General features: G+C 65.5%; 18 protein-coding genes. 3 read left to right on the top strand and 15 right to left on the bottom strand.

Annotated elements, in window-relative coordinates; all coding sequences use genetic code 11:
• The 14 genes from ACODS0_RS09815 to ACODS0_RS09750 form a co-directional block, all read right to left on the bottom strand.
• Entirely contained in the window at positions 1-747 is a 747-nt protein-coding gene (locus tag ACODS0_RS09815) for an SDR family NAD(P)-dependent oxidoreductase (protein WP_488834597.1), read from the bottom strand.
• A complete protein-coding gene (locus ACODS0_RS09810; protein WP_488834595.1) occupies positions 744-1,715 on the bottom strand; it encodes a Bug family tripartite tricarboxylate transporter substrate binding protein in 972 nt (323 codons plus the stop codon). The genes ACODS0_RS09815 and ACODS0_RS09810 overlap by 4 nt, the downstream gene beginning before the upstream one ends.
• On the bottom strand, positions 1,712-2,293 hold the full coding sequence (locus tag ACODS0_RS09805) for a cupin domain-containing protein (protein WP_488834592.1): 582 nt from the start codon (positions 2,291-2,293) through the stop codon (positions 1,712-1,714). The genes ACODS0_RS09810 and ACODS0_RS09805 overlap by 4 nt, the downstream gene beginning before the upstream one ends.
• 15 nt (positions 2,294-2,308) lie before the next feature.
• Positions 2,309-3,106: a cyclase family protein gene (locus tag ACODS0_RS09800; protein ID WP_488834591.1), complete on the bottom strand. Its 798-nt coding sequence runs from the start codon at positions 3,104-3,106 to the stop codon at positions 2,309-2,311.
• 78 nt (positions 3,107-3,184) lie between these two features.
• Complete coding sequence (locus tag ACODS0_RS09795; protein WP_488834590.1) at positions 3,185-4,345, bottom strand: MFS transporter; 1,161 nt, start codon at positions 4,343-4,345, stop codon at positions 3,185-3,187.
• Between the two features lie 12 nt (positions 4,346-4,357).
• The gene (locus ACODS0_RS09790) at positions 4,358-5,551 is read right to left on the bottom strand and encodes an FAD-dependent oxidoreductase (protein ID WP_488834754.1); all 1,194 of its coding nucleotides are present in this window, start codon (positions 5,549-5,551) and stop codon (positions 4,358-4,360) included.
• The gene (locus tag ACODS0_RS09785) at positions 5,485-5,835 is read right to left on the bottom strand and encodes a Rieske (2Fe-2S) protein (RefSeq protein ID WP_488834588.1); all 351 of its coding nucleotides are present in this window, start codon (positions 5,833-5,835) and stop codon (positions 5,485-5,487) included. The genes ACODS0_RS09790 and ACODS0_RS09785 overlap by 67 nt, the downstream gene beginning before the upstream one ends.
• A gap of 9 nt (positions 5,836-5,844) precedes the next feature.
• A complete protein-coding gene (locus ACODS0_RS09780; protein WP_218301506.1) occupies positions 5,845-6,786 on the bottom strand; it encodes a VOC family protein in 942 nt (313 codons plus the stop codon).
• Positions 6,787-6,832: 46 nt separating this feature from the next.
• Complete coding sequence (locus tag ACODS0_RS09775; protein ID WP_488834585.1) at positions 6,833-7,996, bottom strand: alpha/beta hydrolase family protein; 1,164 nt, start codon at positions 7,994-7,996, stop codon at positions 6,833-6,835.
• A gap of 4 nt (positions 7,997-8,000) precedes the next feature.
• The gene (locus ACODS0_RS09770) at positions 8,001-8,498 is read right to left on the bottom strand and encodes a nuclear transport factor 2 family protein (RefSeq protein ID WP_488834583.1); all 498 of its coding nucleotides are present in this window, start codon (positions 8,496-8,498) and stop codon (positions 8,001-8,003) included.
• Between the two features lie 19 nt (positions 8,499-8,517).
• Positions 8,518-10,917: an efflux RND transporter permease subunit gene (locus ACODS0_RS09765; RefSeq protein ID WP_488834582.1), complete on the bottom strand. Its 2,400-nt coding sequence runs from the start codon at positions 10,915-10,917 to the stop codon at positions 8,518-8,520.
• Positions 10,914-11,948 (bottom strand): WD40/YVTN/BNR-like repeat-containing protein, encoded by a 1,035-nt coding sequence (locus tag ACODS0_RS09760; RefSeq protein WP_488834580.1) that lies wholly within the window; start codon positions 11,946-11,948, stop codon positions 10,914-10,916. The genes ACODS0_RS09765 and ACODS0_RS09760 overlap by 4 nt, the downstream gene beginning before the upstream one ends.
• A gap of 13 nt (positions 11,949-11,961) precedes the next feature.
• The gene (locus ACODS0_RS09755; RefSeq protein ID WP_488834579.1) at positions 11,962-13,314 is read right to left on the bottom strand and encodes a DUF1329 domain-containing protein; all 1,353 of its coding nucleotides are present in this window, start codon (positions 13,312-13,314) and stop codon (positions 11,962-11,964) included.
• Positions 13,315-13,328: 14 nt separating this feature from the next.
• Positions 13,329-14,993: a DUF1302 domain-containing protein gene (locus ACODS0_RS09750; protein ID WP_488834577.1), complete on the bottom strand. Its 1,665-nt coding sequence runs from the start codon at positions 14,991-14,993 to the stop codon at positions 13,329-13,331.
• Between the two features lie 154 nt (positions 14,994-15,147).
• Here ACODS0_RS09750 and ACODS0_RS09745 point away from each other — a divergent pair, with 154 nt between their 5' ends.
• Positions 15,148-16,059, top strand: a complete 912-nt coding sequence (locus tag ACODS0_RS09745) for a LysR family transcriptional regulator (RefSeq protein WP_055401989.1) — start codon at positions 15,148-15,150, stop codon at positions 16,057-16,059.
• Between the two features lie 187 nt (positions 16,060-16,246).
• Positions 16,247-17,149, top strand: coding sequence for an EamA family transporter (locus tag ACODS0_RS09740; protein ID WP_488834752.1), 903 nt, complete (start codon positions 16,247-16,249; stop codon positions 17,147-17,149).
• Between the two features lie 16 nt (positions 17,150-17,165).
• Here the strand turns inward: ACODS0_RS09740 and ACODS0_RS09735 are convergent, their stop codons facing one another.
• Complete coding sequence (locus ACODS0_RS09735) at positions 17,166-17,681, bottom strand: Lrp/AsnC family transcriptional regulator (protein ID WP_055401991.1); 516 nt, start codon at positions 17,679-17,681, stop codon at positions 17,166-17,168.
• Between the two features lie 160 nt (positions 17,682-17,841).
• On the opposite strand from ACODS0_RS09735, the gene ACODS0_RS09730 reads away from it, so the two are divergent.
• Positions 17,842-18,858, top strand: a complete 1,017-nt coding sequence (locus ACODS0_RS09730) for a 1-aminocyclopropane-1-carboxylate deaminase (protein ID WP_055401993.1) — start codon at positions 17,842-17,844, stop codon at positions 18,856-18,858.
• Positions 18,859-18,924 lie beyond the last annotated feature (66 nt).

Here is an 18,924-nt window from a genome sequence, read left to right as displayed (position 1 = left end):
TCAACCCCCATCGCTGATGGTGGTGCCGCCATCGACCACCAGGTTGTGTCCGGTCACAAAGGCCCCGGCGGGGCTGGCCAGCATGGCGACCACGCCAGCCACTTCCTCGGGTTCTCCGGCGCGCCGCAGTGGCGTGGCCTGGATGCGCCGTGCCATGAACGCGTCTTCGGCCAAGAGCCGCTCGGCCAGCGGCGTACGGATGAGGCCGGGCGACACAGCATTGACCCGCACACCGGAAGGCCCCCACTCCACAGCCAGGTTGCGCGCAAGCTGGGCCAGCGCAGCCTTGGTCAAACCGTACAGGCCAATCGAACGGTTGCCGCGCAGGCCTGCAATGCTGGAAATGAGCACGGCACTGCCACCGCCCCGTGCCGCCATGCCGGGCAGCACCAGCGCACACAGCCGCGCTGCGGCCCGCAGGTTGATGTCAAACATCTGATGCCAGTCGGCATCGCTGGCATCGGCCAACGGGCCGGCCGGCCCCTGAATGCCGGCGTTGCACACGAGGATGTCCAGCGGTCCGGTGCGCTCCACCAGCGCAATGAGGGTGGCAGGCACCGCCATGTCGGCAGCGATACCGACAGCCATCGGCAGCGATGCAGAAACCTGCTCACAAGCGAGCGCATCCCGGTCGGAGACCACCACCCGGGCGCCCTGCTCGGCCAGGGTGCGCGCAATCGCCAGACCCAAGCCCTGGGTGGCCCCCGTGACCAGGGCGGTGCGGCCCTGCAGGTCAAAGAGGCTCATTCGACCTTGATCCCAGCTTGGCGAATGGCCAAACCCCACCGCTGCGATTCGCCCTGGATGAACTCGCCGAATGCAGCTGGCGTGAGTGGTGCAGGCTCCAGGCCAAGCGGCCGGTAGCGGCCCAGCACTTCGGGAGACTCCAGCGCGGTCACCACCGCCTTGTGAAGCACATCGACCACGGACGCCGGGGTACCAGCCCGCACCATGACACCATTCCAGCCCGGAATATCGAGGTCCGCATGCCCGGCCTCGGTCAGGGTGGGCACCTGGGGGAGCACCTGCAGGTGCTGCTCGCTGCCCACGCTGACCAGCGCGCGCAGCTTGCCTTCGCGCACCAGTGGCAGGCTCGAAGCCACAACATCGCACATGAAGTCCAGGCGCCCGGCCATCAGGTCCTGCAGCGCGGGCGCTGCGCCCTGATAGGGCACATGGGTCATGCGCGAGCGTGTCTTGATGCGCAGTTGTTCGGTCCACACATGCGGCTGACTGCCCTGCCCATATGAGCCGTAGTTGAGGCCATCGCCTGCAGCCGCCGCGCGCAGCAAGTCGGCCAGGGACTGGAACGGGCTGCCCGCTGGCACGACCACGACCAGTGGCGACTTGAACAACCGCGTCAGGGGCGCAAAGTCCTTGAGGGGGCTGAAGCTCAGTTTGGCATACAGCGCCGGGTACATGGCCAGCGGGCCGATGTCTGCGTACAGCAAGGTGTGGCCATCGGCGGGTTGCTGCTTGACGTACTGCGCCGCCAGTTGCGCGGCACCGCCGGGCTTGTTTTCCACGACCACGGCTTGCTGCATGCGCTCTCCCAGCTTCTGCACCAGCAGGCGCGACATCGCGTCGCCAAAGCCCCCGGCCGGGTAAGGTACCACCCAGCTCAAAGGGCGCGCGGGATACGGGGCCTGCGCCCACGCCCGGGGGACCACCGCTGCGGACGCTGCAGCGCCCAGCCATTGACGGCGCGTGCTCATGGCTGCTCCTTGGCAGGTGCGGCCACTGACGCATCAAAGCGCCCGTCCACCAGCACAAACAGCATGCGGCACGGCGCGCCCGAACGGTTGGCCCATGCGTGGTTGGTACCCCGCTGCACCACCACGCTGCCGGGGCGCAGTGGCACTTCGCCTTCGTCCAGCACCAGCATCAGTTCGCCTTCAATCACCACGCCGTAGTCCACCGATTCGGTACGGTGCATCAGCGGGTGGGGAGAGTCGGTTTTCACCGTGGAGGCGGCCGCATCGCCAATCTGGCTGAAGGCGTCATGCATGCGCTCGGCACCCCGTGCGAGGAACTCGGGCGTATCGGGCGGAATGTCCACGAACCGGATGCGCGTGCCACCCTGCGGGGGCGGCAGAACCAGCGGACCGAGCGTAGGGTCCGGGCCGTTGTCCACGACGGCGGGCGATTGCAACGTGCTCCAGACCTCATGGAACACCGTACCGGGAATGGCAGCGATCTCGACCACGGTGGGCAGCGGACCCTGGCTAGCGACCACGGCCTGGCCTTGTGCGTTGTGGCCGGTGACAACACGGTGGATGGAAGGAAAACCCATGGGCAAACTCCTCAGTCAGTCTTCAAAAATGGCGACCGCACGCGTCCAGCCTGCCGAGGCACCGCGGATCTTGTGAGGAAAACAGCTGATCGTGAAACCCGTGGGCGGCAGCGCCTCCAGGTTGTGCAGCTTTTCCAGGTGGCAGTAACCGATATCGCGGCCCGCCTTATGGCCCTCCCAGATCAGTGCCTTGTTGCCCGTCTCTGCCACGCGCTGGGCGGTGTACGAAAACGGCGCATCCCAGCTCCAGGCGTCGGTGCCCGTGAGGCGCACACCACGCTCCAGCAGGTACATCGTCGCTTCGTAGCCCATGCCACACCCCGCGCCCAGGTAGTCCTTGTGCCCGTAGCGCGACCCAGCGCGGGTGTTGACCACCACGATGTCGAGCGGCTGCAGCGTGTGGCCGATGCGGGCCAGCTCGGCCTGCACATCGGCGGCGGTGGCGACGTAGCCATCGGGCAGGTGGCGAAAGTCCAGCTTCACACCCGGCTGAAAGCACCATTCCAGCGGCACTTCGTCAATCGTGATGGAGGGGCGGGCTCCGCCGTTCTTCGCGTCCTGCGTGGAGTGGAAGTGCCACGGCGCATCCAGGTGGGTACCGTTGTGCGTGGTCAGCGTCACCCACTCGGCCGCTGCTGCTTCGCCATCGGGGTAGTCCTCAGGCTGGGTGCCGGGGATCATGGTCATGAACTCGGGCAACGTATCGGCGTGTTTCTGGTAGGTGATCTTGGGCGCCAGGGGCGGCGGGTCGGAGAGCACGTCGTTTTCGAGGTAAATGGACAGGTCCACGAAGCGGCGTTGGGGTTTGGTCATACGGGCACAGGAGTTGGCGCTGAACGCGACCGAAACGGGAGCGTTCAGCGGGGCATGGAATAGAGAAGGCAAACGTTGTCACGCCACCCCGGGCAAAGGCTTCGCTTTGTGAGGGGCTCGGTGGATGCGCGCAAATGCATAGACGGCCACTGCGTCAATCACGAGGGCCGCCGCCCCCAGGCTGCCATAGCCCCATGCCTTGACCAAGGTGCCGCCGAGGATGGGCCCAATGGCCGCGCCGAACATGAGCATGGCGGGGGTGGCGGCCAAGGCACGGCCGCTGGGGTCCAGCCGCGCCAGCACGCCAAAGGCAAAGGTGTGCGTGAAGATCATCACGGCCGCAAACACGGCGGCGGCTGCGGCATAGGGCGCAAACACGGGCGAGTTCATGATCACCACCACCAGCAAGGCCTGGAGCGCAGGTCCCGACAGCAGAACGCTGCGGGCCGCCCAGCGCTTTTCCAGCACAGCGGCCAACGCTGCGGGAAAGAGGTTGACGACGCCCAGGGCAATCAGCACGCCGGTGACGGCCTGAAGTCCGTAGCCCCGGTCACTGCCCACGCGCTCCAGAAAGCTGAAGGTCATGGACTGCACCAGGCCCAGCGCCGCGATGCCCAGCACGCCCCACCAGACCGCAGCGGGCAGAGGCGCAGCCGGAGCACGCGAAGTGGCCGCGCCGCCTACGCTGTCGGCCTCGGGAAACGCCAGAGCCGCCACCACCGCGCCCACTGCCATGACGCCGGCGAAGACCTGGAACAACGCGGGTCCACCCAGCTTGGCCACCAGCACAGGCGTGCCCCCCAGGAACGCGATGGCAAATACCCCCAGTGCCATGCCCACCAAGGCGAACATGCGGTGGGGGTTGGGGCTGCGGGCAATGGTGCCATGGGTAACGCTGAGGGCGGTGCCGGCCGCGATGCCAGCCCCGGCATGCAACAGCGCCAACAGCGCAAACTGGGTGGTGGTGGACGCTACGGCAAACGCCACGGCCGCGCCGGCAAAGCCGCAGGTCGCCACGGCGCGCCCGCGCAACAACTGAAAGAACGGCGCCAACACCAGGCTGGCGGCCACCGCTCCAGCCAAAAACAGCGTCGCCAGCAAGCCGGCCTGCTGCGGGTCGAACCGGTACACCGATATCAGCGTGCCCACCCAGACGGGCAAGGCCACCAGATCCACCATGCCTGCGCAATGGCCCACCATCAGGGCCACCCGGCCCCGCAGCGATTGGGTTGTGATCATGCTCACCTCGCCTCAGATGGGTTGGGACAACGCCATGAGGGACTCGCGCATGATGCGCGAGTGCTCCTCCTTGTCGCCGCCTTCGATCTCGATCTCACCCAGCCGGGCGGAGTTTTCGACCACCATGCGGCAGCGCTCCCAGCGCCGGGCTTCAAAGGCCGACAACGCGGTCGGTACATCGCCCGCCTGCGCCAGTTCATCGGCCAGCACCAAGGCGTCCTCGATCCCGATGCAGGCCCCGGACGCCAGATGCGGCGTGGTGGCGTGCACCGTGTCACCAATCAGCACCACCCGGTCGCGCGACCACGGGCGTGGCATGAGCAGGCCTTCGAGCGGGCGAAACACAATCTGTGAATCCGGTCCGATCTGGCTGCGGATGGACTGCAGCGTGGGTGCGGAAAACCCGTCGAGCAATGCGCGCAAACGGTCCGCAAAGGTGGCCGGATCGACATGGTCGTTGGTGGAGCGCGGCTCGGTGACGAAGAGGTACATCTCGGTCTTCGAGACAGGGTTCACGCCGGGTTTGATCTTCGGGCCCATCCACATCGTGGCGGTCTCGATCTCTGGCGGCTTGGGAAGCACGGCACGCCACACGGCCTGGCCGCTGTAGCGCGGCTGGGGTGCGTTTTCAAACACCGTCTCACGCACCTTGGAGTACAGGCCATCGGCACCGATCACCAGGTCATAGCGCTGGCGCTGTCCATCGGTGAAGGTGACCTGTACGCCATCGGCCTCTTGCTCAATGGCAGAGAAGGTGCAGCCCAGGCGGACGTTGGCGCCCGCCGCGCGGGTGGCCTCGGCCAGGATGCGGGCCAGCACTGGGCGCATGATGGCGCCGCCGCCAGGAACATCGGCCCCCGCAATACGGGGCGTGGGCAAGGTGGCCACCAGAGGGCCGTGGGGCAGGTGCAGGTTCACGCCGTCCGAGGCGTTGCCCTGCGCCAGAAACGCTTCGAGAATTCCCAGGCGCCGAAACGCCCGCAGCGTGGCGCCCCCCAGGCTGATGCCCGCACCGTAGCTGCGCCAGCCAGGGTCGATCTCTACCAAGTCCACCTGCGCACCCAGCTTGCGCAGTTCGATGGCGGCTGCCATGCCGGAAAAGCCCCCGCCGATGATCAAAATCCGTTGGTGAGAAAGGCTCATGGGTTTGTCTCCTTGTGATTGGTAGGGGCGATGTGGATCTCGCCGTTCGCTTGTACTTTCAATGGCACGGGCACCAAGGCGTCGCCCAGGCACGGGCCCAAGGTACACAACCCGGTGGTGATGTCAAACAGCGCACCGTGGGCCGCGCAGACGATGCGATCACCCACCGCATTCAGGTACTTGTCCTTGCGCCATGCCATGGGGGTGTCCAGGTGGGGGCACAGATCGGCATAGGCGTACAGCCGCTCGCCCTGGCGCACGATGAGCACCGTGTCCTGCCCACGGCCTGCGGGGTCAAAGCCCCGCGACTCGCCATCGGGCAGATCGTTCCAGTGGCAGAGCTTCATGGTCGGCTCTCAGTGCGGTGCACCCGCAGGTGGCGGGCCCGAAGGCGCCCACTTCTCGCGGTGTTGAAAGAGGAAGAGCTGCGAAGCATCGGCACTCATCGGCACCTCGCGCGCGGCCCAGGTGTCGTCATGCTGGTCCATGTCGGCGTCGTACTCCACGTGGCAGCCCAGGGGCGAGTTGAAGTACCAGAACCAGTTGCTGCCAAACTTGTGGCGCCCCGGCCCCCAGAAGCTCTGGTAGCCCTTCTCGACAAAGCGGGTGCCGGCCAGCAACACATCGGTAGGGCCACCCATGTGGAAGGTGAAGTGTTCGCAGCCCTTCATGAACGGCGGTGTCTGGATCATGAACAAGGTGTGGTGGTCTTGCGTGCCCGCAGGGCGCAAGAACGGCCCCACACCCTTGAAGCGATCGGTGCACACAAAGCCCAGTCGGGCATAGAACGCCTCGGCCTTGGCCGCGTCGGGCACGAAATACACCACATGCGACAGCGAACGGGGCCGCGCCGCCATGTCGGGCGACAGGCCCAGGGCGTTGGGCCCACGCTGCGGGACGGCACCGGGCGCGTTCACGGCCTCGGCAGGCAATGCCAGCGGCTTGCGCACCGTGACCTGGAAAGCGAGGGCAAAGCCCAAGTCATCGGTGGTGCGCAGCACACCGCCCTGGCGCACCACGGCGCGGTCGCGCGCCAGCTCGGCTTCGATGGCGTCGAGCGTGGCCGCATCTGCGACCCCGTAGACCGTTTCGCGCAACATGCTGGCAGTGCCCAGCGCGGGTGGCAGGGAAGGATCGCCCTGGGAGCGGATCTCCACGCACGTGCCGTCCAGCGCTTCAAAGCGCCCACCAGCAGCGGTGACGCCCACGGGAGTGAGTCCGTAGTCGGTGAGGTACTGGGCGCAGGCAGCGACGTCGTCCACGCCAAAAACGAGCGCGTCGGGTCCAATGATGTTCATCTGTTGATCCTTGGTTGTAGAGGTTTTCAGGGCAGGTGCGGGGCTCTCAGGCGGTATGACCACCCAGGGTCTGGGCCACCCAGTCAGCGATGTAGTGGCCGGCGTTGATGCTGTTGTCAAAGCTGGCGTGCTGCGACCCACCCTCACGGTCGGTGAACACCTTGAGTTCGCGCTGGGGGCTGTTGACCAGCTGCTCGTAGGTGCGGTGCGCCCACTTGAGCGGGATCTGCGAGTCGCGCTCGCCGTGCGTGACCAGGAAAGGCACCTTGATCTTCTCGACCACACCATCGAGGTGCACGTTTTCCGCGATACGCATGAAGTCGTCCACGTCCTTGGCGCCCCAGACCCAGCACACGTGAGCCCAGTAGTGCGGCACGGGGAAGTCGCCCTCTTTCTCCAACCGGCGCTTTTGCACATCACGCCAGTCGTGGTTGGCGCCCCAGGCCACGCCGCAGGCAAAACGCGGCTCCATGGCCACGGCGCGTGGGCAGTAGTAGCCGCCCAGCGATACGCCCTCGCAGCCGATGCGCTTCGGGTCCACGTCGGGGTGCTGCTCCAGCCAGTCCACCACGCGGCTGGCCCAGTGTTCGGTGTCGTACCGCGCCGTCAACCCCTGCAGCCGCAGCGCCTCGCCGGTGCCTGGCTGGTCCACCACCAGAGAGGACACGCCGCGTTGGGCCAGCCATGCGGGCAACCCGACCAGGTACTTCATTTCCTTGGTGGAGTCGAGGCCATTGAGTTGCACCAACAAAGGCGCGCGCTTGCCCGGCTGCAGGCCGTGGGCCGGGTAGTACAACGCGGACAGGTGGGTGCCCTCGTAGGGAATCTCCACCCGTTGCACCCGGTCGCCCAGCAACTGCGAACCCTTGAGAAACAACTCCAGCTCGCGCTGATAGACGGCAAGCCGCCCGGGCGCGTTGTGCGCCTGCAAGCGCTCGGCGGTGATCAGATAGCTGGAGGCGCGGCGGTATTTCTCGCCTGCGGAATACATCCAGCCGCGCGCTTCATCTTCTTCGGCCAAGCCGCAGAGCTTGTCCGCCATGCGCACCCAGGTTTCACGGAAGGCCTGCGTGCCAGCGGCATCGGGCGCCTTGGCGGCCTCTTGCAGCGGAGCGCACATCTCTTCGATTTCACCGATGCGTGCGCCCATCTCGATGGCCAGATCGACCGAGAGGTTCCAGACGTAGTTGGTAGGAAAGTACTTGAACATAGGATCACTTTGCGGGGGCTTGGGAGGCACGCGGGCCAATGCCCAGCGTGCCAAAAAAGACGGCCGTGGGCGCGTCGGAAAAGTCAGGGACAAAGCGGAAGGACCGGATCTGCCCATCGGTCACACGGAGCACGTCGCGGCCCACGATGCGTTCCACACCGGCGCGGCGATACAGCTCGCTGCGCACCTCCAGCAGCGCAGACACCCGGTCCCCATCCACTTCGGTGCTCAGCACAGACAAGCGGGCCTGCGGTCGAACCACCGTGGCGTCGATGTAGTGCGCCAGGCAACTGGGGTTGTCCATGGCAGGAGTGCAGCCGGGAAAGTCCGATCGCTCCACCTCCGGCGCGATGAGCGCGCGCACGGCGGCCATGTCACCCGCGTGCACTGCGGCGATGTAGCGATCAAGCACTGCGGCCGGTTGGGGGCTGGGCTGGGCCTGTGCGCTGACGCATGCCAGTAACATACCGGCAGCAACGCACATCGTGTGGATCGTGGTCATGGTTCGTCCTCGTTGTCAGTCAATGAGCGCCGTGTGGTACCCCGTGCACGTCGCGCGCGGTTGGACGGGCGTTGGCGACGGGCGCCGCAGGCTTGAGTAAAAAGTGGGCCAGTGCGGGCAACAACACCAGCGCCCCCAGCATGTTCCACAGGAACATGAACGCCAGCAGCAAGCCCATGTCGGCCTGGAACTTGATCGGGCTCGCCACCCAGGTGATCACGCCCACGGCCAGCGTCACGCCCGTCAGCATCACGACCTTGCCGGTAAACAGCAGCGCGCGGTAGTACGCCTCAGAGAGGCTCTTGCCTTCGCGCAGTTGCGACAGCGTGATGGACAGGATGTAGAGCGCGTAGTCCACGCCGATGCCCACGCCCAGCGCAATCACCGGCAGCGTGGCGACCTTCACGCCCATGCCCAGCGCCACCATCAACGCCTCGGCCAGGAAGGACGTGACCACCAGCGGCAGCACGGCCACCACCACCGCCTTCCACGAGCGGAATGTCACAAAACACAGCACGACCACCGCCGCGTACACCATGAGCAGCATGGTTCGCCACGCGTCCTTGACCACGATGTTGGTGGCCGCCTCAATGCCCGCAGACCCGGCGGCCAGCAGAAACTGGGTGTCTGCCGTGTTGTTGCGCTGGGCAAAGGCCTCGATGTGGCCCACGACGCGCGCCAGGGTGTCGGCCTTGTGGTCGCGCAGATAGACGTACACCGTCAACAACCCACAGGCATCGTTGTAGAGCCCACGGGGTGCGCTGGCCGTCACGGTGTTGAGCATGTCCTGGTTGGGCAAGAACTCGTACCACCGTGGGTTGCCTTCGTTGAGGCCCGACAGGACCCGGCGGTTGAGCAGAGAGAGCGAGTTGGTGCTCTCGACGCCGTCGATCTGGCGCAGCTCCCATTCGAGCGCATCGACCTTGTTCAGCGCATCGAAGTGGGAGCACTGGCCCTCGGGCGTCTTGACCATCACCGCCAGCACGTCACTACCCGCGCCGTAGGCTACGTTCATGAATCCCACATCGCGGTTGTAGCGGCTGTCTGCGCGCAACTCGGGTGCCCCCGGGTCCAGGTCGCCAATCTTGAGCTGCGTGCTGACCAGAAGACCCCCCACCCCCATTACCAGCCCGGCGGCCACGGCCACCGTGGCCCAAGGCCGTTGGGTAAAGCGGTCGAGCAGAGCCCACAGCGGGTGTTTGGCAGCGCCCGCCGCATCGGCCTGTTCGGCGCGCAGGCTGCGCTCGGCAGCCACCGCACTGACGCCGGTGTAACTCAACAAAATGGGCAACAGGATCAGGTTGGTGAAGATCAGCACCGCCACGCCAATCGACGCGGCAATCGCCAGTTCGCGGATGACCTGGATGTCGATGACCAGCAGCACGGCAAACCCAACTGCGTCTGCCAGCAGGGCCGTCAAGCCCGCCAGGAACAGGCGCCGGAATGTGAAGCGCGCAGCCACCAGCTTGTCCACGCCCCGTCCCACGTCCTGCATGATGCCGTTCATCTTTTGCGCACCATGGCTCATGCCGATGGCAAACACCAAAAACGGCACCAGGATGGAATACGGGTCGAGTGCATACCCCAGCAAAGGCAGCAGGCCCAGCTGCCACACCACGGCCACCAGCGACGCCAGCACCACCAGCAGCGTGGAACGGATGCAGTGCGTGTACCAGAACACCATTGCCGTGGCGATGGCCACCGCGATGGCAAAGAACACCAGCACGGCACGCACACCATCAATCAGGTCGCCCACGATCTTGGCAAAGCCGGTGATGTGGATAGCCACGCCTTCGGCCTCGTACTTTCCGCGCAGCGTCTCCAGCTGCCGCGACAGCAGGGCGTAGTCGAGCGACTGGCCCTGGGCATCCTTGGCCAGCAGGGGCACAAAGATCACGGTCGATGCGGCATCGCGCGCTACCGTCTGGCCGATCTCTCCGGAGCGCGCCACATTCGCCGCGAGTTGCTGCAGCTTGGCTGACGACCCATCAAAACCATCGGGAATGACCGGCCCGCCTTCCAGGCCCTCTTCGGTGACACCCACCCAGCGTGTGGTGGGGGTCCACAGCGACTTCATCCGCGCACGGTCCACACCGGGCAGCAGGAAGACTTCGTCAGACAGGCGGCGCAGGGTGTCCAGGTACTGCGCGTCATAGATGTTGCCCTGGGGGCGGGCAACGGCCACGCGCACCGCATTGCCCAGGCCACTGAGTTCCGACTGGTAGGCCAGAAAATTCTGGATGTAGGGGTGGCTCGTGGGAATGGTCTTTTCAAAGCTGGCATTGAGCTGAAGCCGCGTGGCCTGCCAACCCAGCAGGGCAGTGACCAAGGCGCAAAGCAACACGACTACGGCTCGGTGGTTGAACAGCGCGCGCTCGATCAACGAGCCCGAGCGGGTATCGAAGGAGGGCACGCTCATGGCCGTGCCTTCTGTGCCACCACAGGCACTACACCGGCTACGCCCAGTGCGAGCAAGGGGCCCTCACGCTGCGGCAGCAGCGCCGACGGCACGGGTACGGGCGCCGCGTTCAGGGGCACCAGTGCCTCGCCCTGCTGGCGTAGCACTGCGCCCGCCTGTGTGGCAAACCACAGTCCACCATTGCCGTCGTCGGCCACGGCGGTGATCGCGCTCTGCGTGGGCGATGCCAGCTGCGACCAGGTGTTGCCCACGTCGACCGAGCGCCAGGCGTTACCCCGCAGGCCCGCCAGGACCGCATGCCCGTTGGCCTGCAGCTCGCCCGCAAACCAGCTGCCCTTGTAGGGCGACGGCAAGGCCTCAAACGTAGCTCCGCCATCGCTGGAGCGTGCGAGCAGCCCCTGCTCACCCGCCAGCAGCAGGGTATTGCCCTGGCGCCGCGCCACGTACCAGTGCAGGGCCTTGGGATTGGGCAACCTGCCCATCCAGGACGCCCAGGTCTGTCCACCATCGGCGGTGTAGAAGGCCAAGCCATAGGCGCCCACCGCCAGCATGCGCTGGGCGTCCCACACCACCACATCCATGAAGGGCTTGTCCGGGCCATCGGCCATCAGGCGCTCTGCGTCCTGCAGCGCCTGGGGCGTGGTAGCGGCCGCCTTGGCCAGCGCGGCCAGGCGCCGGCCGTCCAGCCGCAGTACCCAGCTGGCGCCAGCATCGGCCGTAGTCAGCACCGTGCCGCCATGCCCCACGGCCACACCGTGGCGTTCGTCCGCGAAGCGCACCATCGTCAGGCTCACACTGACCGGGCAGGCCGCCTGTTGCCAGGTCACGCCCCGGTCGTCGGACAGCGCGACCACTCCGCGCTCGCCCACCGCCACCAGCCGCTGCCCTGCAGCGGCAGCTGCCAGTAGCACGGCGCGCTGAGGTACCTTCACGCTCAGTGCGGGGCGCTGAAGTGCATCCCCCACTTGTGCGAAGGCGCAGCCCGCCCCCGCCGCAGCGATGGCCGCAGCTACATAGATCGCAATACGCATGGTTCAGTCCCGCTCAGCGGACACCCTCGCCCGCCATCGCATCGGGCGAGAAGAAGCTGTCCGTGCGACGCGGCACGATCTTGTAGTGCTGGTTGCGCTCGTTGACCACGCCGCTGGCATACCAAGCCCCAGAGATCAGGTCGTTGAAGCCCCACTGCTGCTGCGGCGTGGTGGCAGGAAGGTCAGGCATCACCACCGGGTGGGACCAGATGGTCTTCCACAGCTGGCCCTTGGCATCCCAGCGGTCGCCCAGCACAGCCACCCAGGTGTCTTCGTCCACGTAGTAGCGGCTCTTGGGTGCCTGGTGGCGCTGGCCGGGCTTGAGGGTGGCCTCCACCACCCACACGCGGTGCAGCTCCCAGCGCACGTGGTCGGGGTTCAGGTGATTGGCCAATAGCACATCGCTGTCCTTGGTGGGCGTATGCAGGCGGTTGCTGTTGTAGGGGATCAGCATCTCCTGCTTGCCCACGACCTTCCAGTCAAAGCGGTCGTTGCGCCCGGCAAAGACGTCGATTTCGTCGAAACTTGCCACACCTGCGGTGGCAGGCGTGGGTGTGTCGCAGCAGGCATTGGGCAGCTTGCGCACACGGCGCTGCCCCGTCAGGTACACCCACGATGCGCTCTTGTCCTGATCCAGGTGCTGGCGGCCCGTGATGGCTTCGCCCGCACGCACCGGTGGGCCGCTGTTGACCAGGCGGATGGTCCAGTACTCGCCCGTGAACTTGTCGTGCTGCCCCTGGGCGTAGTAGGGCATCTGGAAGTCGCCGCGCCCCTCCACCGACAGCACGCGCTGGCCGTTGGCCGTGCCCAGGTAGCCCCGGAAGTCGGCCTGCCAGGCCTCGCCGCGCCAGTGCAGTTCATGGTTGGCCATGATCTCCTCGCCTGTCTTGGGGATGGGGAACGGAATGCCACCGTAGGCACCTGTGACCTTCTCGCCATCGAGCTTGGCCTGCACGGCATTCTTGGCTGTGTAGTCATACACCCACTGCGGCGCAGCGGCGGTGCGGTGCGTTTTGTACACATCGACCCGGAAGGTCTGCGGGTATTTTTTAAGCAGGGCCTGGGTGCCTTCGGTCAGCTTGCTCGCATGTTCGGCCATGTTGGCGGCGGTGACGCTGTACAGCGGCTTTTCGCCCGCGAACGGGTCGCCCCGGCGCCCGCCATTCTGGAACCCCGCGATGGGGGTGGTGTAGCCACCACTCCACGCGGGGATGGTGCCCTCCTTGTTGCCCGCGCGCTCGGCCCCCAGGGGAGTCAGCTCGGTTTTGAGTTTGGCGGCTTCCTCCGCGCTCACGGCGGCGTGTGCAGCGCTCAGGGCCACAGACGACAGCAGGCAGGCGCCCGCGATGTGCAGGTAGTGCTTCATGACAGAGTTCCAGATCAGAAAGTGGTGCGGACCGAGAGCGTCAGCGAGTTGCGGTCTTTGAGCGCTTGCTTGTATTGCGCGTTGTTGGCGGCATCGAGCGTGGGCGCGGCCTTGCCCAGGTAATGCACATAGTTCAGCGACACGTTCCATGTGCCCAGGTACACCCCGGCCAGACCGAGGTTGATGTCCCCGCCCTTGTCCACCCCAAACCCCGGGCCAACGGCTGACGAGGCGCCGAACGTGTAGCCCATGCCGATGGAGGGGGTGAGATCCAGGCCCGGCAGCACCTGCCGATAGCTGGGCGAATACACCATGCGCACGCCAGTGGCCGATTTGTCGGCATTGGGGTTGAGCATCTGCGCATTGCGTGTGACCTTGGTGCGCTGGTTCCAGGCCACCTCGCCCACAAAGGACGCTTCGCGCGATATCCAAGAAGGGCCCAGCGATGCGATCCAGGACACTTGCGCGTGCGCGGTCTCGCCCACCGCGTAGCTCGGGTTGCTGTTGTTGTTGAGGCCCGCATTCACGCCAATGGTGGCCAGGGTGGACTGCCCAGAGCTGGCCAGGGGCGCGTTGTGGCGCACCGAGAATTCGCCCGCGAGCCCCCAGTTGTCAATCGTCTTGGAGAAGCTGGCGCCATAGGCACGCACGCCCTCGTGGTACATCCAGCGATAGCTGCTGGCGGTCAATGCCGGAGGGCGGCCCAAAAGCACGTTGTTGATGTTGCTGGGGGTGGTTGCGTGGTAGCGGATGGCATAGAACCCCAGGTCGGTGTCGATGGATTCCACCCGCCAGCGCAGCTGCAGACCGCCCTGCCCCGAGTTCTTTGCATCCAGGTCCGCCTGCCGGATGAACGTGCCTGTCGCCCCTGCATTGATGCGCTCTGCACCAGGGCCGAGCGAGTCGCTGGTGGAGAGGTAGGCGCCCACCGGCATCAGCCGGGTCTTCTCCCACTCGTAGTTCACGTAAGCGCCCACCGTCACGTCGGACGACAGCTGCACCTGCCCCGAGACCTTGCCAGTCGGCCGGGCCACTTCCTTGAAGGTGGAGTTAGGTACCGACAGCAGCTTGATCAGGTCCAGCGGGGCCTGGCCGCCCGCGATGCCATTGGCGCCAAAGAACAGGCTCTCTCCCCACAACAGGGTGTGGCGGCCCATGCGCACCGTGGCGGGCTTGTCGGCCACATCAAAGCGCCCGTACACAAAGGCGTCCAGCAGCTCGGCCTTGCGCCCCATGAGCTTGCGGGTCTCCGCCGGAAACTCGCTCGCAGGGCTGTGGTTGGACGTGAGGCTGGTGTTGTCCGTGTGGCTGTTGTAGACCTGGTCGTACCAGGCCGCCGCACTCAGGCGCGCACCGTAGCTGGGGCCGGTCAGATCCAGCTCGCTGAGCAGGTCCACGCGGTTGGACACCACACCACGCTTGAAATTATTGTTCCCGTCGTTCTGGTTGGCCGTCACGGGCAACACGGAAGACAACTCAGGCAAGGCCGTGTTGAGGCGTCCGGTGAGGCTGTATTTGACGGTGTTGTCCCAGCGCAGCTTCCAGTCGGGGTTGCCAGTGTCCAGCTCGATGGCAGAAACACAGGGGGTGACAGCCAGAGTGGCAAGGGCCAGCGTGAGGCGGCTTCTGCGGCTTTGGGCAGCACCCCGCCGCACTGCGCCTGATGGGCAGTGTTTCATCATTTGTCTCCGTTCTGTTTTTTTGAGAATCTGATGACCAAAGGGGCTGGACATCGGTTCGGTGGCTACTGTAGGGAGTAAGCTCGCATTCGAAAAATGGATTTTTCAGATTCCATCAATTGATATCGCGAATATCAATGTTTACCCGTAGCTCATGCGATTCAACAAACTCGACCTGAACCTGCTGGTGGCGCTGGACGCGCTGCTGACCGAACGCAATATCAGCCGCGCGGGTGAGCGCATCCACCTGAGCCAGCCCGCCACCAGCAATGCGCTGGCGCGGCTGCGTACGTATTTCGACGATGAGTTGCTGGTGCCGCAGGGCCGTCAGATGGTGTTGACGCCCCGCGCCGAGGCGCTGCTGGACCCGGTGCGTGAAGTGCTGATGCGCATCGACAGCACCATCGCTGAGAAGCCCCGCTTTGACCCCTCTACCGACACCCGGAGCTTCACGCTGCTGGTGTCAGACTTCACCACCACCGTGTTCATGCAGCCGCTGATCGAGAGGCTGTTTCACGAAGCGCCCGGGGTCCAGGTGCATCTGCGGGCGCAAAACGCCCGCCCCGTGGAGCAGCTGGAGGAGTACGGGGCCGACATGCTCATCATCCCCGAGCAATATGTGTCGGCCAAACACCCGAGCATGACGCTGTTCGAGGAGACATACATGTGCGTCACCTGGACGGGCAACCCGCACATCCAAGGCCAGCTCAGCTTTGACGACTATCTGGCGGCGGGACATGTGGTGGCCGACTACTCCGGCGCGCGGCAGATCCCCGCGTTCGATGGCTGGTTTCTGGAGCGCTTTGGCGTCAAGCGCCGCATCGAAGTCACCGCGCCCACCCTCGCATCCCTGCCTAGCCTGGTGATCGGCACAGCACGTATTGCCACCGTGCACAAGCGCCTTGCTCAACGCGCGCTGCAGTACGGGCTGCCCATCCACGTATGGGAGCCCCCCCTGGAAATCCCGGTGATGCGCCAGACCCTTCAATGGCACCGCCATCGGGACAAGGACCTGGCTCTGCAGTGGTTGCGCGAGCGCGCGATCGAGGTGGCTGCGCTTATTTAGAACGTGTTCAAGATTTTTTCAGGGTCGCACAAGGCCCTTGCCGGGATGGGATGCAAGGCGCAAGGCGCGCGAGAAATGTCTTGTTTTGATCGATATCCGGCCCATCGGTACCGGCCACCCCCAGCATGCCCACGCACAATCTCCCCATCCAGCCAGACCCTTCTACGGCCTCACCATGAATTTGCCCCTGCGCCCCCGTGACCTCGCCCTCGCCCTGCTCGTCATCGTCGTCTGGGGGCTGAACTTTGCCGTGATCAAGGTGGGCGTGGCCGACATCCCTCCCATGCTGCTGGGCGCGCTGCGCTACCTTCTGGCGGCATTTCCGGCGCTGCTGTTCATCAAGCCACCCAAGGTACCGCTGCGGCTGTACCTGCTGTACGGCATGACCATGGCCGTGGGCCAGTTTGCCCTGCTGTTCACCGCCATCCACATGGGCATGCCTTCGGGCCTGGCCTCGCTGGTGCTGCAGGCGCAGTCGTTCTTCACGTTGCTGCTGGCAGCCTGGTGGCTGCGTGAGAAATGGCTGGGCAACCAGGTGGCGGGCCTGGCGCTGGCAGGCGTGGGGCTGGTGCTGATTGGCAGTGCACATGGGGCCTCCATGCCGCTGGCGGGCTTCGCGCTGACCGTGGCGGCGGCAGCGCTGTGGGGCTGCGGCAATATCGTGACCCGCGCCGTGGGGCGTTATGGGCCGATGAACCAGTTTGCCTTCATCGTCTGGTCCAGCCTGGTGGCGCCCCTGCCGTTTGTGGCCCTGGCGCTGGTGATGGACGGCCCCAGTGCTGTGCTGGCAGCGGTGCAAAACCTGTCGCTGAAATCCATGGCCGCCGTGGCCTACATCGCGTGGATCTCCACGCTGCTGGGCTTCGGGCTGTGGACCTACCTCATGTCGCGCTACCCCGTGAACCGCGTGGCGCCGTTCACGCTGCTGGTGCCCGTGGTGGGCCTGACCACGGGCTGGGTGGTATTTGGCGAGCAGTTGCTGCCTGTGCACTTTGCGGGCGCCGGGCTGCTGATGGCGGGGCTGGTGGTCAACCTGTTTGGCGGCCCCGCCTGGACGGCGGTGATGGGGCGGCTGCGCGGGGCGCAATAAAGAAATGGGGCTTACGCTACACCGCCAGCGGCAGCTCGGTGGTCGAAAGCACATTGCGCAGCACCATGAATGAGCGCACCTGCCGCACGCCCGGCAGGTAGAGCAGTTGCTCGGCGTGCAGGCGATTGAAGCTGTCGTTGTCGCGCGTGCGCACCAGCATGAAGTAGTCAAACTCGCCAGTGACTACATGGCATTCCATGCAACCCGACACCTTGGCTGCCGCCTTTTCAAATTCGGCAAACGACTCGGGCGTGGAGCGGTCCAGCACCACACCAATCATCACCAGCATGCCCGCCCCCACGGCCTGGGGGTTGAGCAGCGCGACCACCTTGTCGATGAGCCCCAGGCGCTTGAGACGCTCCACCCGGCGCAGGCAGGCGGGTGGGCTCAGGTGCACCTTCTCGGCCAATGCCACGTTCGACAGCGACGCGTCGCGCTGCAGCTGGCGCAGGATGGCTTTGTCGGTGCGGTCCAGCTCGGCCGAGACATCGGCCTGCGGCACATTCTTGACACGAACTTTTGTTGCGCACATAGATTATTTAGAGAAACATTTTTCGCCAATATTCTCTTTCATAAACCATAAACTCTGAAATTCGAACAAATTTTGCAACCACGTGATGCGCGCATTTTTCTACGATGAAGGCACTGCAAGCCCCCCGCTTGCGCCTTCTCTTCATCGACCGGAAACCGCCATGAACCTGCAGAAATTTGCCCGCCACCCGCTCACCTTCGGCCCCTCGCCCATCACACCGCTGCCGCGCCTGTCGGCCCACCTGGGCGGCAAGGTGCACCTGTACGCCAAGCGCGAAGACTGCAACTCGGGCCTGGCCTTCGGCGGCAACAAAACCCGTAAGCTCGAATACCTCATCCCCGAAGCGATTGCAGGCGGCTACGACACGCTGGTGTCGATTGGCGGCATCCAGTCCAACCAGACACGCCAGGTGGCCGCCGTGGCCGCACACCTGGGCATGAAGTGCGTGCTGGTGCAGGAGAACTGGGTGAACTACTCCGATGCGGTGTACGACCGCGTGGGCAACATCGAGATGAGCCGCATCATGGGCGCCGATGTGCGCCTGGATGCTGCGGGCTTCGACATCGGCATCCGCCCCAGCTGGGAGCAAGCCATGGACGATGTGAAAAAGGCCGGTGGCAAGCCCTTCCCCATCCCGGCCGGTTGCTCCGAGCACCCGTATGGCGGCCTGGGCTTTGTGGGCTTTGCCGAAGAGGTTCGCCAGCAAGAGAAGGAGCTGGGCTTCCAGTTCGACTACATCGTCGTGTGCTCGGTCACGGGCAGCACGCAGGCCGGCATGGTGGTGGGCTTTGCGGCCGATGGCCGGGCGCGCAAGGTGATCGGCATCGACGCCTCGGCCAAACCCGAGAAGACCCATGCGCAGATCCTGCGCATCGCCCAAAACACCGCCAAGCTCGTGGAGCTGGGCCAGGAGCTGACCGCCGAAGACGTGGTGCTGGACACCCGCTACGGCGGCCCTGAGTACGGCCTGCCCAACGAGGGCACGCTCGAAGCCATCCGCCTGTGCGCGCGCCAGGAAGGCATGCTCACGGACCCGGTGTACGAAGGCAAGTCCATGCACGGCATGATCGACATGGTGCGCAAGGGCGAGTTCCCCGAAGGCTCCCGCGTGTTGTACGCGCACCTGGGAGGCGTGCCAGCGCTCAACGCCTACAGCTTTCTTTTTCGCAACGGCTGACGCGTCCAGCGAGCAGCACCAGCTGGCACCGCTGGCCGGGCTGTCGTTGATCTGAGTGGCCCTGGC

The sequence above is a fragment of the Acidovorax sp. FG60 genome (assembly GCF_057808995.1).
Note: the sequence above shows the minus strand (reverse complement) of the source record. Positions and strands in the feature narration are given on the sequence as shown.

What these genes read in the sequence shown, in the direction of transcription:
- ACODS0_RS09810 (WP_488834595.1), bottom strand. Translation starts at nt 1,715, where the DNA reads ATGAGCACGCGCCGTCAATGGCTGGGCGCTGCAGCGTCCGCAGCGGTG.
- ACODS0_RS09805 (WP_488834592.1), bottom strand. Translation starts at nt 2,293, where the DNA reads ATGGGTTTTCCTTCCATCCACCGTGTTGTCACCGGCCACAACGCACAA.
- ACODS0_RS09785 (WP_488834588.1), bottom strand. Translation starts at nt 5,835, where the DNA reads ATGAAGCTCTGCCACTGGAACGATCTGCCCGATGGCGAGTCGCGGGGC.
- ACODS0_RS09815 (WP_488834597.1), bottom strand. Translation starts at nt 747, where the DNA reads ATGAGCCTCTTTGACCTGCAGGGCCGCACCGCCCTGGTCACGGGGGCC.
- ACODS0_RS09770 (WP_488834583.1), bottom strand. Translation starts at nt 8,498, where the DNA reads ATGACCACGATCCACACGATGTGCGTTGCTGCCGGTATGTTACTGGCA.
- ACODS0_RS09755 (WP_488834579.1), bottom strand. Translation starts at nt 13,314, where the DNA reads ATGAAGCACTACCTGCACATCGCGGGCGCCTGCCTGCTGTCGTCTGTG.
- ACODS0_RS09735 (WP_055401991.1), bottom strand. Translation starts at nt 17,681, where the DNA reads ATGTGCGCAACAAAAGTTCGTGTCAAGAATGTGCCGCAGGCCGATGTC.
- ACODS0_RS09775 (WP_488834585.1), bottom strand. Translation starts at nt 7,996, where the DNA reads ATGTTCAAGTACTTTCCTACCAACTACGTCTGGAACCTCTCGGTCGAT.
- ACODS0_RS09730 (WP_055401993.1), top strand. Translation starts at nt 17,842, where the DNA reads ATGAACCTGCAGAAATTTGCCCGCCACCCGCTCACCTTCGGCCCCTCG.
- ACODS0_RS09800 (WP_488834591.1), bottom strand. Translation starts at nt 3,106, where the DNA reads ATGACCAAACCCCAACGCCGCTTCGTGGACCTGTCCATTTACCTCGAA.
- ACODS0_RS09750 (WP_488834577.1), bottom strand. Translation starts at nt 14,993, where the DNA reads ATGAAACACTGCCCATCAGGCGCAGTGCGGCGGGGTGCTGCCCAAAGC.
- ACODS0_RS09795 (WP_488834590.1), bottom strand. Translation starts at nt 4,345, where the DNA reads ATGATCACAACCCAATCGCTGCGGGGCCGGGTGGCCCTGATGGTGGGC.
- ACODS0_RS09745 (WP_055401989.1), top strand. Translation starts at nt 15,148, where the DNA reads ATGCGATTCAACAAACTCGACCTGAACCTGCTGGTGGCGCTGGACGCG.
- ACODS0_RS09765 (WP_488834582.1), bottom strand. Translation starts at nt 10,917, where the DNA reads ATGAGCGTGCCCTCCTTCGATACCCGCTCGGGCTCGTTGATCGAGCGC.
- ACODS0_RS09760 (WP_488834580.1), bottom strand. Translation starts at nt 11,948, where the DNA reads ATGCGTATTGCGATCTATGTAGCTGCGGCCATCGCTGCGGCGGGGGCG.
- ACODS0_RS09780 (WP_218301506.1), bottom strand. Translation starts at nt 6,786, where the DNA reads ATGAACATCATTGGACCCGACGCGCTCGTTTTTGGCGTGGACGACGTC.